General features: G+C 60.4%; 18 protein-coding genes. 11 read left to right on the top strand and 7 right to left on the bottom strand.

Annotated features, from left to right (window positions below; all coding sequences use genetic code 11):
• Window positions 1–44: 44 nt before the first annotated feature.
• On the bottom strand, window positions 45–1,235 hold the full coding sequence (locus tag NKH67_RS07410; protein ID WP_352469747.1) for a glycerate kinase family protein: 1,191 nt from the start codon (window positions 1,233–1,235) through the stop codon (window positions 45–47).
• A gap of 1 nt (window position 1,236) precedes the next feature.
• Window positions 1,237–2,607, bottom strand: coding sequence for an SLC13 family permease (locus tag NKH67_RS07405; protein ID WP_352819921.1), 1,371 nt, complete (start codon window positions 2,605–2,607; stop codon window positions 1,237–1,239).
• Window positions 2,608–2,869: 262 nt separating this feature from the next.
• Here NKH67_RS07405 and NKH67_RS07400 point away from each other — a divergent pair, with 262 nt between their 5' ends.
• The 8 genes from NKH67_RS07400 to NKH67_RS07365 all read left to right on the top strand — a co-directional run bounded on the left by NKH67_RS07400 (window position 2,870) and on the right by NKH67_RS07365 (window position 10,274).
• A complete protein-coding gene (locus tag NKH67_RS07400) occupies window positions 2,870–4,474 on the top strand; it encodes a sensor histidine kinase (protein ID WP_352469745.1) in 1,605 nt (534 codons plus the stop codon).
• Window positions 4,452–5,132, top strand: coding sequence for a response regulator transcription factor (locus NKH67_RS07395; RefSeq protein ID WP_352450507.1), 681 nt, complete (start codon window positions 4,452–4,454; stop codon window positions 5,130–5,132). The genes NKH67_RS07400 and NKH67_RS07395 overlap by 23 nt, the downstream gene beginning before the upstream one ends.
• Window positions 5,133–5,553: 421 nt before the next feature.
• Window positions 5,554–6,060, top strand: coding sequence for a DUF2938 family protein (locus tag NKH67_RS07390; protein WP_352469744.1), 507 nt, complete (start codon window positions 5,554–5,556; stop codon window positions 6,058–6,060).
• A 223-nt stretch (window positions 6,061–6,283) separates the two neighbouring features.
• Window positions 6,284–6,928, top strand: coding sequence for a 50S ribosomal protein L25/general stress protein Ctc (locus tag NKH67_RS07385; RefSeq protein WP_352469743.1), 645 nt, complete (start codon window positions 6,284–6,286; stop codon window positions 6,926–6,928).
• Window positions 6,929–6,951: 23 nt separating this feature from the next.
• Window positions 6,952–7,677 (top strand): aminoacyl-tRNA hydrolase, encoded by a 726-nt coding sequence (gene pth / locus NKH67_RS07380; RefSeq protein ID WP_352469742.1) that lies wholly within the window; start codon window positions 6,952–6,954, stop codon window positions 7,675–7,677.
• A gap of 3 nt (window positions 7,678–7,680) precedes the next feature.
• The gene (locus tag NKH67_RS07375; RefSeq protein ID WP_352469741.1) at window positions 7,681–8,244 is read left to right on the top strand and encodes a hypothetical protein; all 564 of its coding nucleotides are present in this window, start codon (window positions 7,681–7,683) and stop codon (window positions 8,242–8,244) included.
• 77 nt (window positions 8,245–8,321) lie between these two features.
• Window positions 8,322–9,425 (top strand): redox-regulated ATPase YchF, encoded by a 1,104-nt coding sequence (gene ychF, locus NKH67_RS07370; protein WP_352469740.1) that lies wholly within the window; start codon window positions 8,322–8,324, stop codon window positions 9,423–9,425.
• A gap of 96 nt (window positions 9,426–9,521) precedes the next feature.
• Window positions 9,522–10,274, top strand: a complete 753-nt coding sequence (locus NKH67_RS07365) for a DUF5131 family protein (RefSeq protein ID WP_352469739.1) — start codon at window positions 9,522–9,524, stop codon at window positions 10,272–10,274.
• Here NKH67_RS07365 and NKH67_RS07360 read toward each other — a convergent pair.
• The gene (locus tag NKH67_RS07360) at window positions 10,229–11,146 is read right to left on the bottom strand and encodes a three-Cys-motif partner protein TcmP (protein WP_352469738.1); all 918 of its coding nucleotides are present in this window, start codon (window positions 11,144–11,146) and stop codon (window positions 10,229–10,231) included. The two genes, NKH67_RS07365 and NKH67_RS07360, sit on opposite strands and share 46 nt — an antisense overlap.
• Window positions 11,147–11,467: 321 nt before the next feature.
• On the opposite strand from NKH67_RS07360, the gene corA reads away from it, so the two are divergent.
• The 3 genes from corA to NKH67_RS07345 all read left to right on the top strand — a co-directional run bounded on the left by corA (window position 11,468) and on the right by NKH67_RS07345 (window position 13,505).
• Complete coding sequence (gene corA, locus NKH67_RS07355) at window positions 11,468–12,442, top strand: magnesium/cobalt transporter CorA (protein WP_352469737.1); 975 nt, start codon at window positions 11,468–11,470, stop codon at window positions 12,440–12,442.
• Between the two features lie 134 nt (window positions 12,443–12,576).
• The gene (locus tag NKH67_RS07350) at window positions 12,577–13,038 is read left to right on the top strand and encodes a MaoC family dehydratase (RefSeq protein ID WP_352469736.1); all 462 of its coding nucleotides are present in this window, start codon (window positions 12,577–12,579) and stop codon (window positions 13,036–13,038) included.
• A complete protein-coding gene (locus NKH67_RS07345; protein WP_352469735.1) occupies window positions 13,035–13,505 on the top strand; it encodes a MaoC family dehydratase in 471 nt (156 codons plus the stop codon). The genes NKH67_RS07350 and NKH67_RS07345 overlap by 4 nt, the downstream gene beginning before the upstream one ends.
• A 46-nt stretch (window positions 13,506–13,551) precedes the next feature.
• On the opposite strand, the gene NKH67_RS07340 is transcribed toward NKH67_RS07345, so the two are convergent.
• The 4 genes from NKH67_RS07340 to petA form a co-directional block, all read right to left on the bottom strand.
• Entirely contained in the window at window positions 13,552–14,097 is a 546-nt protein-coding gene (locus NKH67_RS07340) for an adenine phosphoribosyltransferase (RefSeq protein WP_352469734.1), read from the bottom strand.
• Between the two features lie 214 nt (window positions 14,098–14,311).
• Window positions 14,312–15,184 (bottom strand): cytochrome c1, encoded by an 873-nt coding sequence (locus NKH67_RS07335; RefSeq protein ID WP_352469733.1) that lies wholly within the window; start codon window positions 15,182–15,184, stop codon window positions 14,312–14,314.
• Window positions 15,185–15,273: 89 nt separating this feature from the next.
• Window positions 15,274–16,575 carry a cytochrome b gene (locus NKH67_RS07330; protein WP_352469732.1) on the bottom strand — a complete coding sequence of 434 codons (1,302 nt, stop codon included), beginning with the start codon at window positions 16,573–16,575 and terminating at the stop codon, window positions 15,274–15,276.
• Window positions 16,576–16,591: 16 nt separating this feature from the next.
• Window positions 16,592–17,152: a ubiquinol-cytochrome c reductase iron-sulfur subunit gene (petA, locus tag NKH67_RS07325; RefSeq protein ID WP_352469731.1), complete on the bottom strand. Its 561-nt coding sequence runs from the start codon at window positions 17,150–17,152 to the stop codon at window positions 16,592–16,594.
• Window positions 17,153–17,421 lie beyond the last annotated feature (269 nt).

Here is a 17,421-nt window from a genome sequence, read left to right as displayed (position 1 = left end):
GGCCGCCGCGTAGCGACATCGCGGCCATTGGCTGACACGCTCCGTCATCTGAACTTGAAAGCACGCGTCGCCCGCATCAGCCGGAATGCCTGCTCGGCAGCGTTCGCCAGCAGCGTGTCGGCGTCACGGATCGCGTCTTCGAGGGAACACGGTCGGCACAGAATGCTGAAGAAGGCATCGATGCCGATGTCGTGGGTCGCCTCTGCACCTGCTCCGATCGTTCCGGCCAAGGCGATGACAGGCAGATTGTGACGTTTCGCGCGCCGGGCAATCTCGGCTGGTATCTTTCCAAAGCTCGTCTGACCATCCAGGCCACCCTCGGCTGTCATGACGATGTCGGCGTTTGACAGCCGATGATCGAGATCCATATACCGCAGGATCAGGTCGAAGCGCGGATGCAGCCGGGCCCCAGCAAAGGCGTGAAGTCCGGCGCCGAGTCCCCCGGAAGCTCCTCCGCCGACAAGCGACGTCACGTCGACGCCGAGGTCGCGGCGAACGACGTGAGCGACATTTTCCATGCCCTGCTCGAGCAAAACCACCTGGTCAGGTGTTGCACCCTTTTGCGGGCCGAACACCCGGGCGACGCCTCTCTCGCCGAGCAGCATGTTGTAGGGATTTACCGCGACGTCGATACGAACATTCGAAAGGCGATGATCACGACTGGAAAGATCGACACGAGCTAGCGATGAGAGGGCCGAGCCGCTCCCCGAAATGGGACGGCCGCCGCCGTCGAGCAGACGCACGCCTAATGCTTGGGCCATGCCGGTTCCTGCATCGTTGACACCCGAGTCACCGCAGCCGATCAGAATTCTTTCCGCGCCAAGATCGAGCGCAAAACGAATCAACTCACCAACCCCATAACTTGTAGTGCGGGTCGGGTCACGCATGTCAGTGGGGACGAGCCGGAGCCCGGCAGCCGCCGCGATTTCCAGAACTGCAGTCCGTTTCTTTCTTCGCCCGAGAAAACCGACATTGGCCGCCACGGGTTGTCCCACCGGTCCCGTCACTGTGACGGAATGCAGCTCGCCATCAGACAATTCAACAAGGGTCCGCGTAAAATCCTCGCCGCCATCCACCATTGGAAGGCCCAGGATCTTTGCTGTCGGAACGGCATTGCGAACGCCGCGCGCCAATGCAGCGATGACATCACGAACGCCGAGGCTCTCCTTAAAGCCGGAGGGTGCGACCAATACTCGAAGCCGTCTTCGTTTCGTCAATCCTTTCTTTTTCGACATTCTACGGCTCTCCAACAAGTTGCAGATGGAGCGTGTTGAGCAGGGCTCCGGTGGCTGGCCACACGGTGACCGCGAACACGACGATGAGGATGAACTGCATCGGCAGCAGGATTGAGCTGAGCAAGGCGAGGTCTTTCGGGCCGTAGCCTTCCTCGTCGACCCCCGCGAAAAGCGCCACCGGTTTCGCGCAGATCGCGAGGGTTTGGCAAAAGCCGGTCGCCGAGACGAGGACAAACATTGCCAGGAGAGGGTCGAGCCGCGCTGTCGATGCGAGCATCAGCGCCGGGGGCAGCAGCACCGAGACACGCGCCGTGCGACTGTGGATCACGAGATGACTGAAAAGCCCAAGCAAGGCTAATAAGGAGATAAGCGCCAACGGACCCAAGCCGGTGCCGCGCAGCGGATCGACAGTCGTCTCGATCAACCACCGATTGAGGCCTGATGCCGTCAGGCCGTCTGCCAAGCAGATCGTCGCCGCCAGAAACAAGAGCAGCTTCCACTCCGCACTCTTGATTGCATCGCCAAACGCCACGGAGCCTACTCTAGGAAGTGTGGCCAAGAGAGCGCCGCCAAGAGCGACAACGGTGGCATCAAGTCCGTGGACAGGTTCGGTCAGCCACGCGGTGACAACCCCGCCGGCGATCCAGAGTATCGGCTGCCGTGCCAATCCGGCACCGCCACTAGTCACCGTCGTTGGCTGCAAAAGGGTCATCCGCCGTTCGACCGGCGACAGGAAAAGCCGGAGCAGGCATTCGACCGAAAGGAAGGTGCTTACGGCCGCAAACGGCAGGCCGAAAGCGATCCATTCCAGATAGCTTACTTTCACACCCGAGAGGCGGCCGACCATTTCGATCGCCAGCAGATGGGCACCGGCGCCGACGGGCGATGCAATGGCCGAGAGCAGGATAACAGTGGGGAACAGCAGCGCGAAGGCCCTTCGCAACCGGGCGCTTCCACAGCGTCCCGCGATCGCCTGAAAGGCGGGGATCATCAAAGCTGCGCGACCTGAGGTCGACGGAATGACGAAGGCTGTGGCGATCATGACGGCCGTCAAGGAATAGGCGATTGCGCGAACCGATCGCATGCGCCCCGTCACGAGGCCGAGAACGCGATCTGCGACCCCACTCGCCTTGAAGGTGGCCGCCAACATGAAGGAGGCAAGCAATAGCCAGATCAACTCATCGCCGAGCGCATGAAACAGCGCGCCTGGATCACGGTTGACCAGCAGCGCCATTGCCAGCCCGGCGGCGATCGCAACGAAGGTGTCGTCGAACGGCGTCAGGGTCCACCCGATGATCGCGACAAGCAGGATCTCGAGCGCTCGCCGGGCGTCGGACGGGAGCGCGGAGAGGCCGAATTCAATGATGGCCACACACAGGGATACACAGGTTCCGATCAGTGCGGCTCGCCATATCGGCCAGAGCACCGGCGGTGTCCTTTCCCGAAGGGTGGCGTCACTGTCGGTCCGAAAATCTACTTGTGCCAACCGAAACCTCGTCTAGTTCGCCGCCAACGTGGCGATGAGGGCGTCGCACACCCTCCGCTCGAACTTAGGAGGTTCCGATTAGACGCTTGCGAGGGCTCCGGTTAGAATTTGGTGAGAGGCATTATCCGATCGCCGGCAGGATTACCGCATGACCGTTCGAGGCCGCATCTTCCTATTTCAAATCGTCATTCTCGCCCTTGTCGGACTGATTTCAGGACTGGCATTCGCAACACTCCAGCTGACAGAGGAATTCGTCCGCCGAATCGACAGCGTCCACGGGCGGTTCGAGGCGCTCGCCGAACTCAATGGGCAAGCCAACAATTACACCGAGCAACTCGCTGAAGTCTTGCTGCTTGGGCCCGAGCAAATGCCGGATTTCGAAGCGGCACGAGAAGCAGTGAAATCCGGATTCTACAAGCTGGAGGGCGCCACTCGCGAGGAACTCGGTGCTCTCGGATATTGGAGCGATAGACGCCAGGAGGAGGCCGAACTCAGATTCGTCGGTCGCGTCAAGGCGCTGTTTGAGGCGATCGATCGGGCCGCCCAGCGACTGTTCAGCCAGCGAACAAAGGGGGATCCAAAGGGCATCGTAGACGCCTTCCGCAACGATGTGGAGCACCGATTAGAGAACGATCTTGAAGAAATGATTGAAGCCGCTTTGCACGATGAGCGCAGGGAGGTTGGAGAGGAACTCGCCGGCGTCCGTGGCGCACAATGGCGGCTGCTGCTGCTGACCGGCGGCTTCGCTGCGTTGCTCATGCTGGGCAGTCTGGGGTTCGGCCTGGTCCTGCGACGATCAATCGCCACACCTGTGCGTGAACTGAACGAAAGCGCCAAAGCCATCGCTGCAGGCAAGCTCGACCATCGCGTTTCCGCGACCGGACGCGACGAGTTCGCTTCCCTCTCGCGAAGTTTCAACAGCATGGCCGAGGCTCTCGAGATCGAACGTGCTGCTCTGATTTCGGTACAGGACCGCTTGGAGGCGGAGGTTCAGTTGCGCACCCGTGAACTGCGGAAAGCCAATGAGCAACTGAGAGCGATCGATAGCCGACGCACACAATTTTTTGCGGAGGCAAGCCACGAACTCCGCACGCCGTTGACGATTCTCCGCGGAGAGGCCGACGTTGCCCTCCGCGGCCAACCGCGTGTTCGATCTTACCGCGAAGCTCTGAGCCGAATCCGCAATTGCGCTGAAGATATGGCTCGCAACCTGGGGGACCTTCTGGCATTCGCCCGCTCCGAAGCTGAAAATTTCAGGTTCTCCTTGCGCAACATCGATACCGGTGAGGTTGTGAAGGCGGCCGTTCAGGAGGCTTCCGTACTCGCAGGTCCCAAGCAGATATCCGTTGACCTGTCGCTCAACCCAGACCATTGCCTCATTCGGGGTGACGCCCAGCGCCTAAAGCAAGCGCTGCTGATCGGCTTCGACAACGCCATAAAGTACTCAAAGCCGTATCAGACAATAGCAGTCGAGATGGCTGAGCGTCATGGAATGCTTGAGATCGCCATCCGCGACAACGGTTCAGGGATCGATGCCAACGATCTCCCGTTCGTGTTTGACCGATATTATCGCGGGCGTGTCGGCGGGAGGTCCGCAGCCGACGGCCTTGGTGTTGGCCTCGCGATCGCCAAGGAGATTATAGACGGGCACAATGGCACAATCGGCCTTGAAGGAATTGAGCCTTCGGGAACCCTCCTCAGAATCAGACTGCCGCTGGTACATCGCACCCATGATTCGAATCCTGATCGTTGAAGACGACCGGCGTGTCTCCGACTTTCTCCGCCGGGGGTTGGAGGCCGAAGGCTTCCACGTGAGTGTCGCGGAGGACGGTCGCGAGGGACTAGCCATTATTCGTACGGATCCATTCGATCTCGTGATCCTGGACCGTCTGCTTCCCTACCTGGACGGCCTTGAGCTGTGCCGGATCGTGCGATTGGAGCAGTGGCCGGTTCTCATCCTGATGCTGACCGCGAAGGAGACAATTCAGGATCGCGTAGATGGGCTCAAGGGCGGTGCCGACGATTACCTGACGAAACCGTTTGCGTTTGATGAACTGGTGGCCAGGATTGACGCGCTGCGCCGACGCCGTCAGGGTGCAGTGGATCGACAATTGCTTCGAGTGAGCCGCCTCAATCTCGACACGAGCGCTCGTCGTTTTGCGGACGGCGACCGGGAAATCAGCCTTACCCGACGTGAATTCGACCTTCTGCATTTTCTCATGCTCAACGCGGGGAAAGTGGTTAGCCGCGAGCGCATCCTCAACAATGTCTGGTCATACAGCTTCGAACCCGGGACGAAGATCGTGGAGGTATACATTCGCTATCTGCGTGCGAAGCTCGGGCCGGATGCATCGGCCAGCATTCAGACAGTTCGTGGGATCGGCTACATGCTGGTCGAGCGGAAGCCATAGAAGGTAGAGCGAAACTCTTTATCGCACCGTTCTCGCCACTCGCTGGAAACCTCCTCTTTCCGCAACGCCGCTTCCACCGCTTGTTTCCGAATAGGTGTTCATCGGCTCCCTTCCATGCTGCCGGCGCGCGCCGTCCACCCGCCGTGGGCATTGCCCCGCCGCGGTTCCCCTTTCCACCCGCCGCGGTTCCCCTTTCCATTTGTGTTCGGGCTTGGGCGGCGACACCGATTTTGGCGGCCGTTAACCGCTTTCGTAATTCACGGCCTCTACCCCCAGGCCTGCAGCCACCCAGTCGGGGAAGCCGCCTTCGAACCGGCGCGGGGCCCAGCCTCGTGCCCTGAGGATTGCCAAGGCGTCGGGCGAAAGAACGCACTGGACTCCACGACAATAGGCGACAACGGGTGAAACAAGAGATGCCAAAATGTTGGAGTTCGTTGTTCGTGCGGCCGTCGTTGGAATCGGCGCGACAGCCCTGATGGACCTCTGGGGATGGTTTCTGAAGCGAATGTTCGCGATTCCACCGCTTGATTACGCCTGGGTCGGCCGCCGGATCGGGCACTTTCCACATGGACGTTTTGCACATGCGAATATCGCACAAGCTGCCCGCGTTCGCGGCGAAACCGCCATTGGATACCGCCATTGGATGGAGTGCGCATTACGCGACCGGCATCGTATTTGCCGCAGCGCTGATTGGAGTGTGGGGCCTCGACTGGGCACGGCACCCGACAGTGCTTCCGGCCCTGTTGGTCGGCGTCTGCACCATCGTCGCCCGTTCTTCGTGATGCAACCGGCTTTTGGGATCGGCATCGCGGCTTCGAAAGTTCCCAACCCGCGCACTGCGCGCCTGCGCAGCCTTATGGCCCATCTGTCTTTCGGGGTTGGGCTGTACGTTGCAGCATCGCTTTCGGCATTGCTACTTCCGGCCTGATGGGCCGCCCGCTTGCACCTCGCGCCGCCTTCCGCTATAGAGCCGCCACCCGCGTAGACACCCTTGGAGGCAACGCGGCGGAAGGCCGCCTTCCCGCATGATCCCGAAAAGTGGATTCCGGTTTTCGGACCAGGTCATGCGTTAGCTATGTCGGCTTTCGACGTTTACGGCCCCGGCACGTTGCCGGCCGCGAACGCTCCAGAACAACGCGAAAGGAAATGCCATGAGCCACGATACTTACGAGCTCAAGGCCGAAGCGCGCGAACAGGTCGGTAAGGGGTCCGCCCGTGCAGTTCGCCGCAACGGTAAAGTGCCTGCAGTGATTTACGGCGACAAGCAGCCTCCCCTGGCGATTGCGCTGACCTACAAGGACATCTACTACAAGATCCATGGCGGCGGGTTTCTGACCACGGTCGCCACGATCGATGTCGACGGCAACAAGATCCAGGTTCTGCCCAAGGATTTTCAGCTCGACCCGGTCAAGGATTTCCCTGTCCATGTCGATTTCCTGCGCATCGGCAAGGATACCGAAGTCAACGTCGATGTGCCCGTGCACTTCATCAATGAAGACAAGTCGCCCGGCATCAAACGCGGCGGCGTGCTCAACATCGTGCGCCACGAGGTCGAGTTCCACTGCCCGGCCAATGCGATCCCGGATTTCATCACCGTCGATCTCACCGGTACCGATATCGGCGATTCGATCCACATTTCGGCCGTCACCTTGCCGGCCGGCGTCAAGCCGGTGATCTCCGACCGCGACTTCACCATCGCGACCATTGCCGGCTCCTCGGCGATGAAGCCGGAGGCTGCGGAAGAGACGACTGAAGCGGCTGCGCCCGAAGCGGCTCCTGCCGCCGAAGAGAAGTAACCCCTTCCCGCCCGGAGGCGACGATGCTTGTCTTTGCAGGCCTCGGCAATCCGGGCGCGAAATACGCCAACAACCGGCACAATGTCGGCTTCATGGCGGCGGACGCGATCGCCCGCCGCCATTCCTTTTCGCCTTGGTCGAAGAAATTCCAGGGTCTGATTGCCGAAGGCACGCTTGCCGGCGAAAAGGTGATCCTGATCAAGCCGCAGACCTTCATGAACCTGTCCGGCCAGGCGGTCGGCGAAGCCTTGCGCTTCTACAAGCTCGGCCCTTCGGCGCTGACTGTCTTTTATGACGAGATCGACCTTGCCGCCGGCAAGGTGCGGGTCAAGGTCGGTGGCGGTTCCGGCGGCCACAACGGCATCCGCTCCCTCGACCAGCACGTCGGCAAGGATTTTCGCCGTGTGCGCATCGGCGTCGGCCACCCCGGCGTCAAGGAAATGGTGCATGGCCATGTGCTCGGCGATTTCGCCAAGGCCGATCGCGAATGGCTGGACGTGCTGCTCGACGCAATCGCCGATGGTGCCGGATTGCTTGCCAAGGGCGACGACAATTCCTTCATGAACCGTGTGACGCTGGCGCTGCGCGACAAGCTCACGCCGACGGGCGACGACGATCGCCCGCCGCCCAAGGCGCCAAGAGCACAAAGCCACGTCCGCCAGGCGCGGCCGCAACAGCCGGCGGCCAAGCTGCCCGAAACCGGCCCGATGGCGGCTATGCTGAAGAAGCTTTTTGGCGGCAAGGACTGAGCCATGGATATGGATGACGTTCAGGAACTGGTCCGTCTCATCAGACAGAAGTATGTTGATTATTTCGTCGCCGCTGCCGGCGAACTTGCTCGCAACGGCCAAGGGTCGCATGCAACCGAGATCAAGTTTTCGAACGTCGATTCCTTCTATCGAAATCTCATCGCGGTTGATTTCGTCGGCAATGACGGACAGCCAAATCCGCAATTCATCAACTGCGATTCCTATGTGAAATTCTCTCCGGATATTCACGCCGGGATGGGTGGAATGGATGTCCTCATCTCACCTTTCAGGTGGGATGAGGTTCATTTTAAATTCCCTATAAATGAGCTCGACGGCGATCTCTTCGACGAATGGTTTCGCGGCTGGTTCGATATCGATAGCGAGCGTGAAACATCGGAGACCGTCGGAAACGTCATTCACAGTGCGCAATTGCTCGAGGGGCAACTGACCATCGATTTCGGAACCGCTGAGGTCGACGCGTTCTGGCATCTTCTGCAAATACTGAGCAGGTCCGGCGTTCGTTCGTTGGCGATAGGCACCGATGACATCGCGCAGCGTCTGAATTGAATTGCGCCTTGACGATCATCGGCGCTTTCGCCCATAGCCCTGATCAAATTTCGATTTCCCGATAGGACCAGACAAAAATGGGTTTCAAATGCGGCATCGTTGGCTTGCCCAATGTCGGCAAGTCGACGCTCTTCAATGCGTTGACCAGGACGGCGGCGGCGCAGGCCGCCAATTATCCGTTCTGCACCATCGAACCGAATACCGGCGAGGTGGCGGTGCCCGATCCGCGCCTGCAGAAGATCGCCGCGATCGGCAAGTCGAAGGAGATCATCCCGACCCGCATCTCGTTCGTCGACATTGCCGGCCTGGTGCGTGGCGCCTCCAAAGGCGAAGGGCTTGGCAACCAATTCCTCGCCAACATCCGTGAGGTCGACGCCATCGTCCATGTGCTGCGCTGCTTCGAGGATGACGACGTCACCCATGTCGAGGGCCGCATCGATCCTGTCGCTGATGCCGAGACCGTCGAAACCGAATTGATGCTTGCCGACCTCGACAGCCTTGAGCGCCGCATCGTGCAGATCCGCAAGCGTGCCGCCGGCAAGGACAAGGAAGCAGCGACCGCACTTCCGATGATGGAAGCGGCGCTTGAACTGCTGCAGGCGGGCAAGCCCGCCCGCATCCTGCTCAACGGCATCTCGGCTGAGGATCTGCGCATCCTGCAGGGGCTGAATCTCTTGACCTCACACCCGGTGCTTTACGTCTGCAACGTCGCGGAAGCCGATGCCGCCACCGGCAACGCGCATACCAGGGCGGTCGAGAAGATGGCCGCCGCGCAAGGTGCCCGCACCGTTGTGATTTCCGCGGCGATCGAGGCCGAGGTCGCCCAGCTCTCGGACGAAGAGGAAATGGAATTCCTGGCAACGCTCGGTCTGGACGAACCCGGCCTGAACAAGGTCATCCGCGCCGGCTACGAGCTGCTCCAGCTCATCACCTACTTTACCGTTGGCCCCAAGGAGACACGCGCCTGGACCGTGCACAAGGGCGCCAAGGCGCCGCAGGCGGCAGGCGTCATCCACACCGATTTCGAGCGCGGCTTCATCCGCGCCCAGACCATCGCCTATGAGGACTTCGTCAGGCTAGGCGGCGAAGTCGCGGCCAAGGAGGCCGGCAAGGCGCGCGACGAAGGCAAAGAGTATGTCGTCCAGGACGGCGACATCATGCTGTTCAAGTTCAACACCTGACCTGGCGCCACTTGATATGAAAAAATTCCTACGGTAGACTTATTGGGGTATTTACAATCTTCAGGCAGTCTTAAATGGACGAAGAGAAGAGCGGAAATGGCCGAGACATCAATCGAATGGACTGACGCAACGTGGAATCCCGTTGCAGGGTGCACGATCCTCACGGCAGGTTGCACCAACTGCTACGCCATGCGCATGGCAGCGCGCCTCGAGGCGATGGGCGTCGAGAAGTACGTCGGACTGACACGGAAAAGCGGTGGACGGGCGAAGTGGACGGGCAAGATAAGGGTTGATCGCGCTTCTCTTGACATCCCCGCTTTGTGGAAGAAGCCACGCCGTGTTTTCGTCAATTCGATGTCCGACCTTTTCCATGCCGATGTGCCGGCGGACTTCATCCATGAGGTTTGGCGCGTTATGGGCGCGACCTCACGCCACACCTACCAAATCCTCACCAAGCGGCCAGACAGGATGGCGGAAATCCTGTCAAAGGATGGCTTTAAGGTATTGCCGAATGTGTGGCTTGGAACAAGCGTGGAGGATAGTCGCGTACTTCACAGATTGGATGAACTTCGAGCCGTTCCAGCGACCATAAGGTTTGTCTCCTATGAGCCACTGATAGGCTCTGTGGCGGGTGCAAGCCTGGAAGGCATTCATTGGGCGATAGTCGGTGGAGAGAGCGGTCCCAATGCACGTCCGATGGATCCGAAGTGGATCGATGAGATATTCGACCAATGCACTGATGCTGATGCAGCGTTCTTTTTCAAACAATGGGGCGGGAAGAACAAGAAAGCGATGGGTCGAACCTATCGTGAGCGCTTGTGGGATGGCCTGCCAGAATTGAGAATGTGAGATGCCATGTCTGTCGCCAGTTTCACGGCTGCCGAGCTGGTGTTCGATACCGCAAAGAAGAGGGACGCCAGCGGCGCACCATTCTTGTGGTGCAGACGGACTGGGTTGAGGACAGCACCCTTAAAGACTGTTTCGAGGCGCTCTTTCACATAGGCCTCGATTGCATTTACATCGGCCCTGCGCACAGCCTGTCCTTGCGTTTCGAAAATGTCTTCCCGCGTAACGTCGTGATTGTACCAACGGGAACGCCAGTCGGTCGCACCTAAAACGCGATCTAGACTTGCTTGCTTGCCAAGATCGAGTTTCTTCGGATCGTGAGGGGCATTCCTGTATAGGCCTGACAGCGGAAAGAAGTACCAGCAATCCAGCGCCTGGGTCTTCGCAATTGCCTCCACCGTAGCCCAAGACACCTCCATACCGTAGGGGTCCAGAAAGATGACCCCCCGTATTCCGCGTCCAATAGTTTTAGTGCCTCGCCAGGGGGTATTCGCACATAAGCGTTGGACGAGTTTATTGGCATCACCATTTCGCGGGATAATCTTGCGATCTGGGTACTCACCAACCAATGTCTGGAGTTCAGAGAATCGAGAGGCGTCTTGCTCGATCAGAACAACCGAGTGCATTGGTGGATCGATCTCGATCGCGATCCGCGCCGATCCTGGTGTCGTGACTTCCTCCGGTTCGGCAAAATCTGGTCCAAACAAGGGCAAACCAGGGCGCACCTCAGTGCGGGTGCCAGATCCAGCAAACGCATCAATGTAGATGCAGGCGAACTGCTGATTTCGGAGTGCAATAGAAAATGACTGTAAATACTCCTGCAAACATCGAAGTTTTTTCGATGTATCGGGCCCGCCAAAGACATGTTTTGCCAATTTTCGATATCCCCAATCCCAGCGTATATCCAAGCTGAGAATTAAACGGGTGTCTAGATCGTTTACTGCGGGTAAAAGATGAATAAGGCCAAGCGTCGCTCGGCTTCATAACGGTTGCCTGCGCCATTGCAGCCCCGGCCCGATCACAGCTTCGTGCAGGCAGGACTTGCGCCTTTCCGCTCGGCTTGACTGCCCTTGGTGCCAGGTCTAAGGGGCGTCTGCACCGGGCTCGTGCATTCGTCGAAAGCACCCGTCCAGTGCAATCCGAAACGACGCGCCCACTCGAAGCCATCCTTTTGGCTCCAGCAAGGGAGACCGACGATGATCAAGGCCTTCGTCGTCGACAATGACCGCCTGCGCCTGGTCGACGATCTCGTGCAAAACAGCGACACTGTCGTCTGGGTCGACCTCTTCAACCCGACAAAGGAAGAAGAGACGACAATAGAGACCTGGCTCGGCATCGCCGTTCCGACCCGCGAAGAGATGGAAGAGATCGAGATCTCGAGCCGTCTCTACGTCGAGGACGGCGCCTACTTCATGACCGCCATTCTGCCTGCGCAGACCGAGGTGAACGATCCCTTGATGTCGCCGGTCACCTTCGTGCTCGCCGGAAGCAGGCTGATCACCGTGCGTTACCACGAGCCGAAGGCGTTCAAGACCTTTCCGCTGCGCGCCGAGAAGGTGGCGACCGGCTGCACCAGCGGCGACACCATCCTGATCGGACTGCTGGAGGCGATCGTCGACCGCCTCGCCGACATTCTGGAGCGCGCCGGCCGCGACGTGGAGGCGATCTCGCGCGACATCTTCGAGGCACGCTCGACCAAGGTTTCCAAGCGCAACCGCGACTTCCAGGAGCTGTTGAAAGGCATTGGCCGCAAGGAGGACCTCGCCTCCTCGATCCGCGACAGCCTGATTTCGCTGCAGCGCCTTGCCGGCTTTCTCGCCCATGCCTCCACGCAAAGCAGGATGAGCAAGGATACCCGCGCTCGCATCAAGACCTTGTCGCGCGACGTGCTGTCGCTCGCCGACCACGCCACGTTCCTGTCGCAGAAGATCAGCTTCCTGCTCGACGCGACGCTCGGCATGATCTCGATCGAGCAGAACGCCATCATCAAGATCTTCTCCGTCGCCGCTGTCATCTTCCTGCCGCCGACGCTTGTCGCTTCGATCTACGGCATGAATTTCGACATCATCCCTGAGCTCAAATGGCACTTTGGCTATCCCTTCGCCATCGGCATGATGGTGCTTTCGGCAATCCTGCCTTTCTGGTATTTCCGCCGCCGCGGCTGGCTATAGGGTCGTCAATACCGCGCTGCGGCTTGGTCGCAACGGGCTGGCGCAATAGAAATTGCTTGACCAAATGCCGCCCTGCCTGCATCCGGGACCCGGACCCGTAGCGATCGTACAATCCTGAACAGGATTTCCAGACCATGACCGCAAAGACCTGGGCTTATGAGGATTTTGTCGAGGGCGCTTCGCTCGACCTCGGCACCAAGTTGGTAAGCGCCGCCGAAATCATAGAATTCGCCAACGAGTTCGATGCCCAGCCGATGCATCTCGACGAGGCCGCGGGCAAGGCCAGCATCCTCGGCGGGCTGGCGGCTTCAGGCTGGCACACCTGCGCCGTGTTCATGCGCATGCTGTGCGATGCCTTCCTGCTCGACTCGACCTCCCAGGGCGCGCCGGGCGTCGACCAGGTCAAATGGAAACGGCCGGTCCTGGCCGGCGACCTGTTGACCGGCAGCACCACCGTCCTTGCCAAGCGACTGTCCAGATCGAAACCCCGCCTTGGCCTGGTGACCATGCGCAGCGAGTTGTTCAACCAGCGCGGCGAAGGTGTTTTCGAGCTCGAAAACACCGTCATGTTCCTCACCCGCGAGGGCAGTGCGTGAGCCTCGACGAATTCTTCTGCATCGGTATCACCGTCACGCTCGGTTCACATCGATTCGAACCGGAGGCGATCAAGGCGTTCGCCCGCAAATACGACCCGCAGATATTCCATATCGACGAAGAGGCGGCGAGGAACAGCATATTCGGCGGGCTCTGCGCCTCGGGCTGGCACACCGCCGCCACCTGGATGAAATTGAACCTCCAGGCTGGCATAGAGGCAGAGGTCGCCCGCTGGCCCGGTCCCGGGCCGGTGCCGAAATTCGGCCCCTCGCCCGGCTTCAAGAACCTCAAATGGCCCAAACCTGTCTATGCCGGGGAAACCGTGACTTTCACCCGCACCGCGCTGGCCCATCGCCCTATCGCCTCGCGACCGGGCTGGCGGCTGCTGACGCTCCGCTCGGAGGCCTTCGATTCGACCGGCGACAAGGTCATCGAATTCGAAAGTGCCGTGCTGGTGAAGGTGGAGTGAGCGGAGTTCTTCCCTACTCCACAAGAAGGGGAGAAGGAAGAAACGCTCAATGCCCCTCAAACCCGATCAGCGTCCTCACCGGTACGCCGAGCGCCTCTAACCTCTCGCGGCCGCCAAGGTCCGGCAGGTCGATGACGAAGCAGGCGGCGAGGATGTCGGCGCCGATCTGCCGCAATAGCTTGACGGCCGCCTCGGCCGTGCCGCCGGTGGCGATCAAATCGTCGACGAGGATTACCTTCTCGCCTGGAGAAACACCGTCTTTGTGCATCTCCATCTCGTCCAGCCCGTATTCCAGGCTGTAGGCGACGCGCACCGTCTCGGAAGGCAACTTGCCCTTCTTGCGGATCGGCACGAAGCCGGCCGAGAGCTGGTGGGCGATGGCGCCGCCGAGGATGAAGCCGCGCGCCTCGATGCCGGCGATCTTGTCGATCTTGAGGCCGGCATAGGGATGCACCAGTTCGTCGATGGCGCGGCGGAAGGCCCGCGCATTGCCGAGCAGCGTGGTGATGTCGCGAAACAGGATGCCCGGCTTGGGATAATCCGGAATGGTGCGGATCGCGGCAAGCAGCGTCTCTTCGAGCGAGGATTTCATCAAGCGGCTCTCCGGGCCTTTCAGATTCGGCTGAAGACGTGAAGGGAATGGGCCAATCGTAACCCGGTGCAGCTAAGTCCGGCTACCGCCATGTGACGCCTGACAGAAAATTGTCCGGCAAAGGGGGCCACTCTGCGCCGGCAGCGATGAATCGACATGCCTGCAATGAGAGGGGCGTCTTTCGACGCCCTCGCATTCTCGTAGATCGCAGGGCTCAGTGCGCCACGCCGGCCCACACCTTGCGTTTGGTCAGGTAGACCAGTGCGCCGAACAGCAGCAGGAAGACCAGTACGCGAAAGCCGGTCTTCTTGCGGTCCTCGAGGTGTGGCTCGGCCGCCCACATCAGGAAGGCCGACACGTCACGCGAATACTGGTCGACCGTCTGCGGCGCGCCGTCATCATAGGTTACCTGGCCGTCAGAGAGCGGCTTCGGCATCTTCAGCGACACGCCGGACAGGAAGTACGGATTGTAGTACGTGCCTTCTGGTATGACCATGCCCGCCGGCGGCTGCTGGTCGTAGCCGGTCAGCAGCGAGTGGATGTAGTCGGGGCCGCCCTGGGCATACTGGGTAAAGATATCGAAGACGAAGCGCGGGAAGCCGCGTTCGACCCCGCGCGCCTTTGCCAGCAGCGACATGTCGGGCGGTGCTGCGCCGCCATTTGCCGCCGCCGCCGCTTCCACATTGGGGAACGGCGCCGGGAAATGGTCGGACGGCTTGCCGGGACGATCGAACATGTCGCCGGCATCGTTCGGTCCGTCATGGATCGTATATTCGGCCGCCAGCGTCTTGATCTGCGCATCCGAATAGCCAAGGCCCTCCAGTGTACGGAACGCCACCAAATTCATCGAATGGCAGGCCGAGCAGACTTCCTTGTAGACCTTCAGCCCGCGCTGCAGCTGGGCCTTGTCGTAGGTGCCGAATGGCCCGGCGAAGCTCCAATCCATTTCCTTCGGTTCGTGTATCGGGAAATGCGTCGGCGCCGCCTCATTGTGCGCCTCTTCCTGGGCGCTGGCTCCAGTGCTTGCGGCACCCATGCCCGCGGCCACAAGGCCAAGCAGCGCCAGCGAGGAGAGAATCTTCTTCATGCCAAATCCCCTTGAGATTCTCTGACGCGCCGTCACCGTCTCGAGCATGACCTTGTCCGAGTACCGGTTTCCACTTTTCGGAATCATGCTCAGCCCTTGGTTTCCGGCGCGGTCGTGGCGCCGGCAGGATGTCCACCGCCGCCCTTGTTCTTCTCGAGCACCGCCTCGGTGATCGAGTTCGGCAGCCGCCGCGGCTTTTCGATCAGCCCGAGCACCGGCAGCGCTACCAGGAAGAAGGCGAAGTAGAACAGCGTCGCCATCTGCGCCATGAATACATAGCTGCCCTCGGCCGGCTGCGAGCCCAGCCAGCCGAGCAGGATGGAGTCGGCCACGAACAGCCAGAAGAACAGCTTGTACCAGGGCCGGTAGACTGCCGAGCGCACCTTCGAGGTGTCGAGCCACGGCACCAGGAACAGCATGACAATCGCGCCGAACATGCAGAGCACGCCGCCGAGCTTGGAGTTGATGGGCCCGATATTGAAGGTGATAGCGCGCAGGATCGCGTAGAACGGCAGGAAGTACCATTCCGGCACAATGTGGGCCGGCGTCTTCAGGGGGTTGGCAACGGTGTAATTGTCCGGATGGCCGAGATAGTTCGGCAGATAAAAGACGAAATAGGCGAAGACGAACAGGAACACGATCATGCCGAACCCATCCTTGATGGTCGCGTAAGGCGTGAAGGCGAGCGTGTCGGTCTTCGATTTGACCTCGATGCCGGTCGGATTGTTCTGGCCGACGACGTGAAGCGCCCAGATGTGCAGCACGACAACGCCGGCGATCATGAACGGCAGCAGGTAATGCAGCGCAAAGAAGCGGTTCAGCGTCGGATTGTCGACCGCGAAGCCGCCGAGCAAAAGCTGCTGGATCCAGTCGCCGACCAACGGGATGGCGGTGAAGAAACCGGTGATGACGGTGGCGCCCCAGAAGCTCATCTGGCCCCAGGGTAGCACGTAGCCCATGAATCCGGTCGCCATCATCAGCAGGTAGATGATACAGCCGAGGATCCACAGCAGCTCGCGCGGCGCCTTGTAGGAGCCGTAGTAGAGCCCGCGGAAGATATGGATGTAGACGGCGACGAAGAAGAACGACGCGCCGTTCGAATGCAGGTAGCGCAGCAGCCAGCCCGAATTCACGTCGCGCATGATCTTTTCGACCGAATCGAAGGCGAGAGTGCTGTCGGCCGCATAGTGCATGGCCAGCACGATACCGGTCAGGATCTGCGCCGCCAACATAAGCGCAAGGATGCCGCCGAAGGTCCAGGCATAGTTCAGGTTGCGCGGCACCGGATAGGCGATGAAGCTGTCATAGACCAGCCGCGGGAGCGGCATGCGGGAATCGAACCAGCGTCCGATACCGGTCTTGGGCGTATAGGTCGAGTGTCCCTCGCTCATCGAAATATCCCTTGCCTCAGCCGATACGGATCTTGGTGTCGGAAACGAATTGAAACACCGGCACCGCCATGTTCTCCGGCGCCGGTCCCTTTCGGATGCGGCCGGCCGTATCGTATTGCGAACCGTGGCATGGGCAGAACCAGCCGCCGAAATCGCCTTCCTGGCCGAGCGGGATGCAGCCGAGATGGGTGCAGACCTGGACCATCACCATCCAGGCTTCCTTGCCCGGCGTGGTCCGGTTGGCGTCGGTTGCCGGCGCGTCGGCCGGCAGGTTGGCATTGCGGGCAATTGGATCCTTGAGTTCGGCGAGATTGACCGCCTCGGCGTCCCTCATCTCTTTTTCGGTGCGGTTGCGCACGACAACCGGCTTGCCGCGCCACTTCACGACGAGCGACATTCCCGGCGTCAGCGAGGAGACGTCGACCTCGACCGAGGCGAGCGCCAGCGTCGAGGCATCCGGTCGCATCTGGTCGATGAATGGCCAGGCAACGGCGCCCGCGCCGACCACTGCCGCCATGCCGGTGGCGACGTAGAGAAAATCACGACGGTTGGGATCCTGGGTGTCGGTTGCGCTCACGGGTGCCTGATCCTTTCGCCTCTTCCGTGCCGGCGGCCGAGCCTTGTTCCCCGCTCAATCGCGCCGGCCCGACAGCGCATGGCGAACAGGCTAGCGAATTCCTCCGGCATTTGGGACTTGGGTTTATGCGTGAAGCCTGTTTTTGTCCAGACGGGTGAAGGCACAAGGGCAGATTGTCGCGGGGGCGTAATTCGCACGGCGGAACGATTGGAAAACAGCAGCAAAACCAAATGGCTGCGTTCGCCTCGACATCTGGCGCTCGCCCAGTT

It is taken from the genome of Mesorhizobium sp. M0968 (genome assembly GCF_040319065.1).
Lineage (GTDB): Bacteria > Pseudomonadota > Alphaproteobacteria > Rhizobiales > Rhizobiaceae > Mesorhizobium.
Note: the sequence above shows the minus strand (reverse complement) of the source record. Positions and strands in the feature narration are given on the sequence as shown.

Bases quoted from the DNA above. Each gene is read 5' to 3' on its own strand.
- NKH67_RS07410 (WP_352469747.1), bottom strand. From the start codon at position 1,235: ATGTCGAAAAAGAAAGGATTGACGAAACGAAGACGGCTTCGAGTATTG.
- NKH67_RS07400 (WP_352469745.1), top strand. From the start codon at position 2,870: ATGACCGTTCGAGGCCGCATCTTCCTATTTCAAATCGTCATTCTCGCC.
- NKH67_RS07395 (WP_352450507.1), top strand. From the start codon at position 4,452: ATGATTCGAATCCTGATCGTTGAAGACGACCGGCGTGTCTCCGACTTT.
- NKH67_RS07390 (WP_352469744.1), top strand. From the start codon at position 5,554: ATGTTGGAGTTCGTTGTTCGTGCGGCCGTCGTTGGAATCGGCGCGACA.
- NKH67_RS07385 (WP_352469743.1), top strand. From the start codon at position 6,284: ATGAGCCACGATACTTACGAGCTCAAGGCCGAAGCGCGCGAACAGGTC.
- pth (WP_352469742.1), top strand. From the start codon at position 6,952: ATGCTTGTCTTTGCAGGCCTCGGCAATCCGGGCGCGAAATACGCCAAC.
- NKH67_RS07375 (WP_352469741.1), top strand. From the start codon at position 7,681: ATGGATATGGATGACGTTCAGGAACTGGTCCGTCTCATCAGACAGAAG.
- ychF (WP_352469740.1), top strand. From the start codon at position 8,322: ATGGGTTTCAAATGCGGCATCGTTGGCTTGCCCAATGTCGGCAAGTCG.
- NKH67_RS07365 (WP_352469739.1), top strand. From the start codon at position 9,522: ATGGCCGAGACATCAATCGAATGGACTGACGCAACGTGGAATCCCGTT.
- corA (WP_352469737.1), top strand. From the start codon at position 11,468: ATGATCAAGGCCTTCGTCGTCGACAATGACCGCCTGCGCCTGGTCGAC.
- NKH67_RS07350 (WP_352469736.1), top strand. From the start codon at position 12,577: ATGACCGCAAAGACCTGGGCTTATGAGGATTTTGTCGAGGGCGCTTCG.
- NKH67_RS07340 (WP_352469734.1), bottom strand. From the start codon at position 14,097: ATGAAATCCTCGCTCGAAGAGACGCTGCTTGCCGCGATCCGCACCATT.
- NKH67_RS07335 (WP_352469733.1), bottom strand. From the start codon at position 15,184: ATGAAGAAGATTCTCTCCTCGCTGGCGCTGCTTGGCCTTGTGGCCGCG.
- NKH67_RS07330 (WP_352469732.1), bottom strand. From the start codon at position 16,575: ATGAGCGAGGGACACTCGACCTATACGCCCAAGACCGGTATCGGACGC.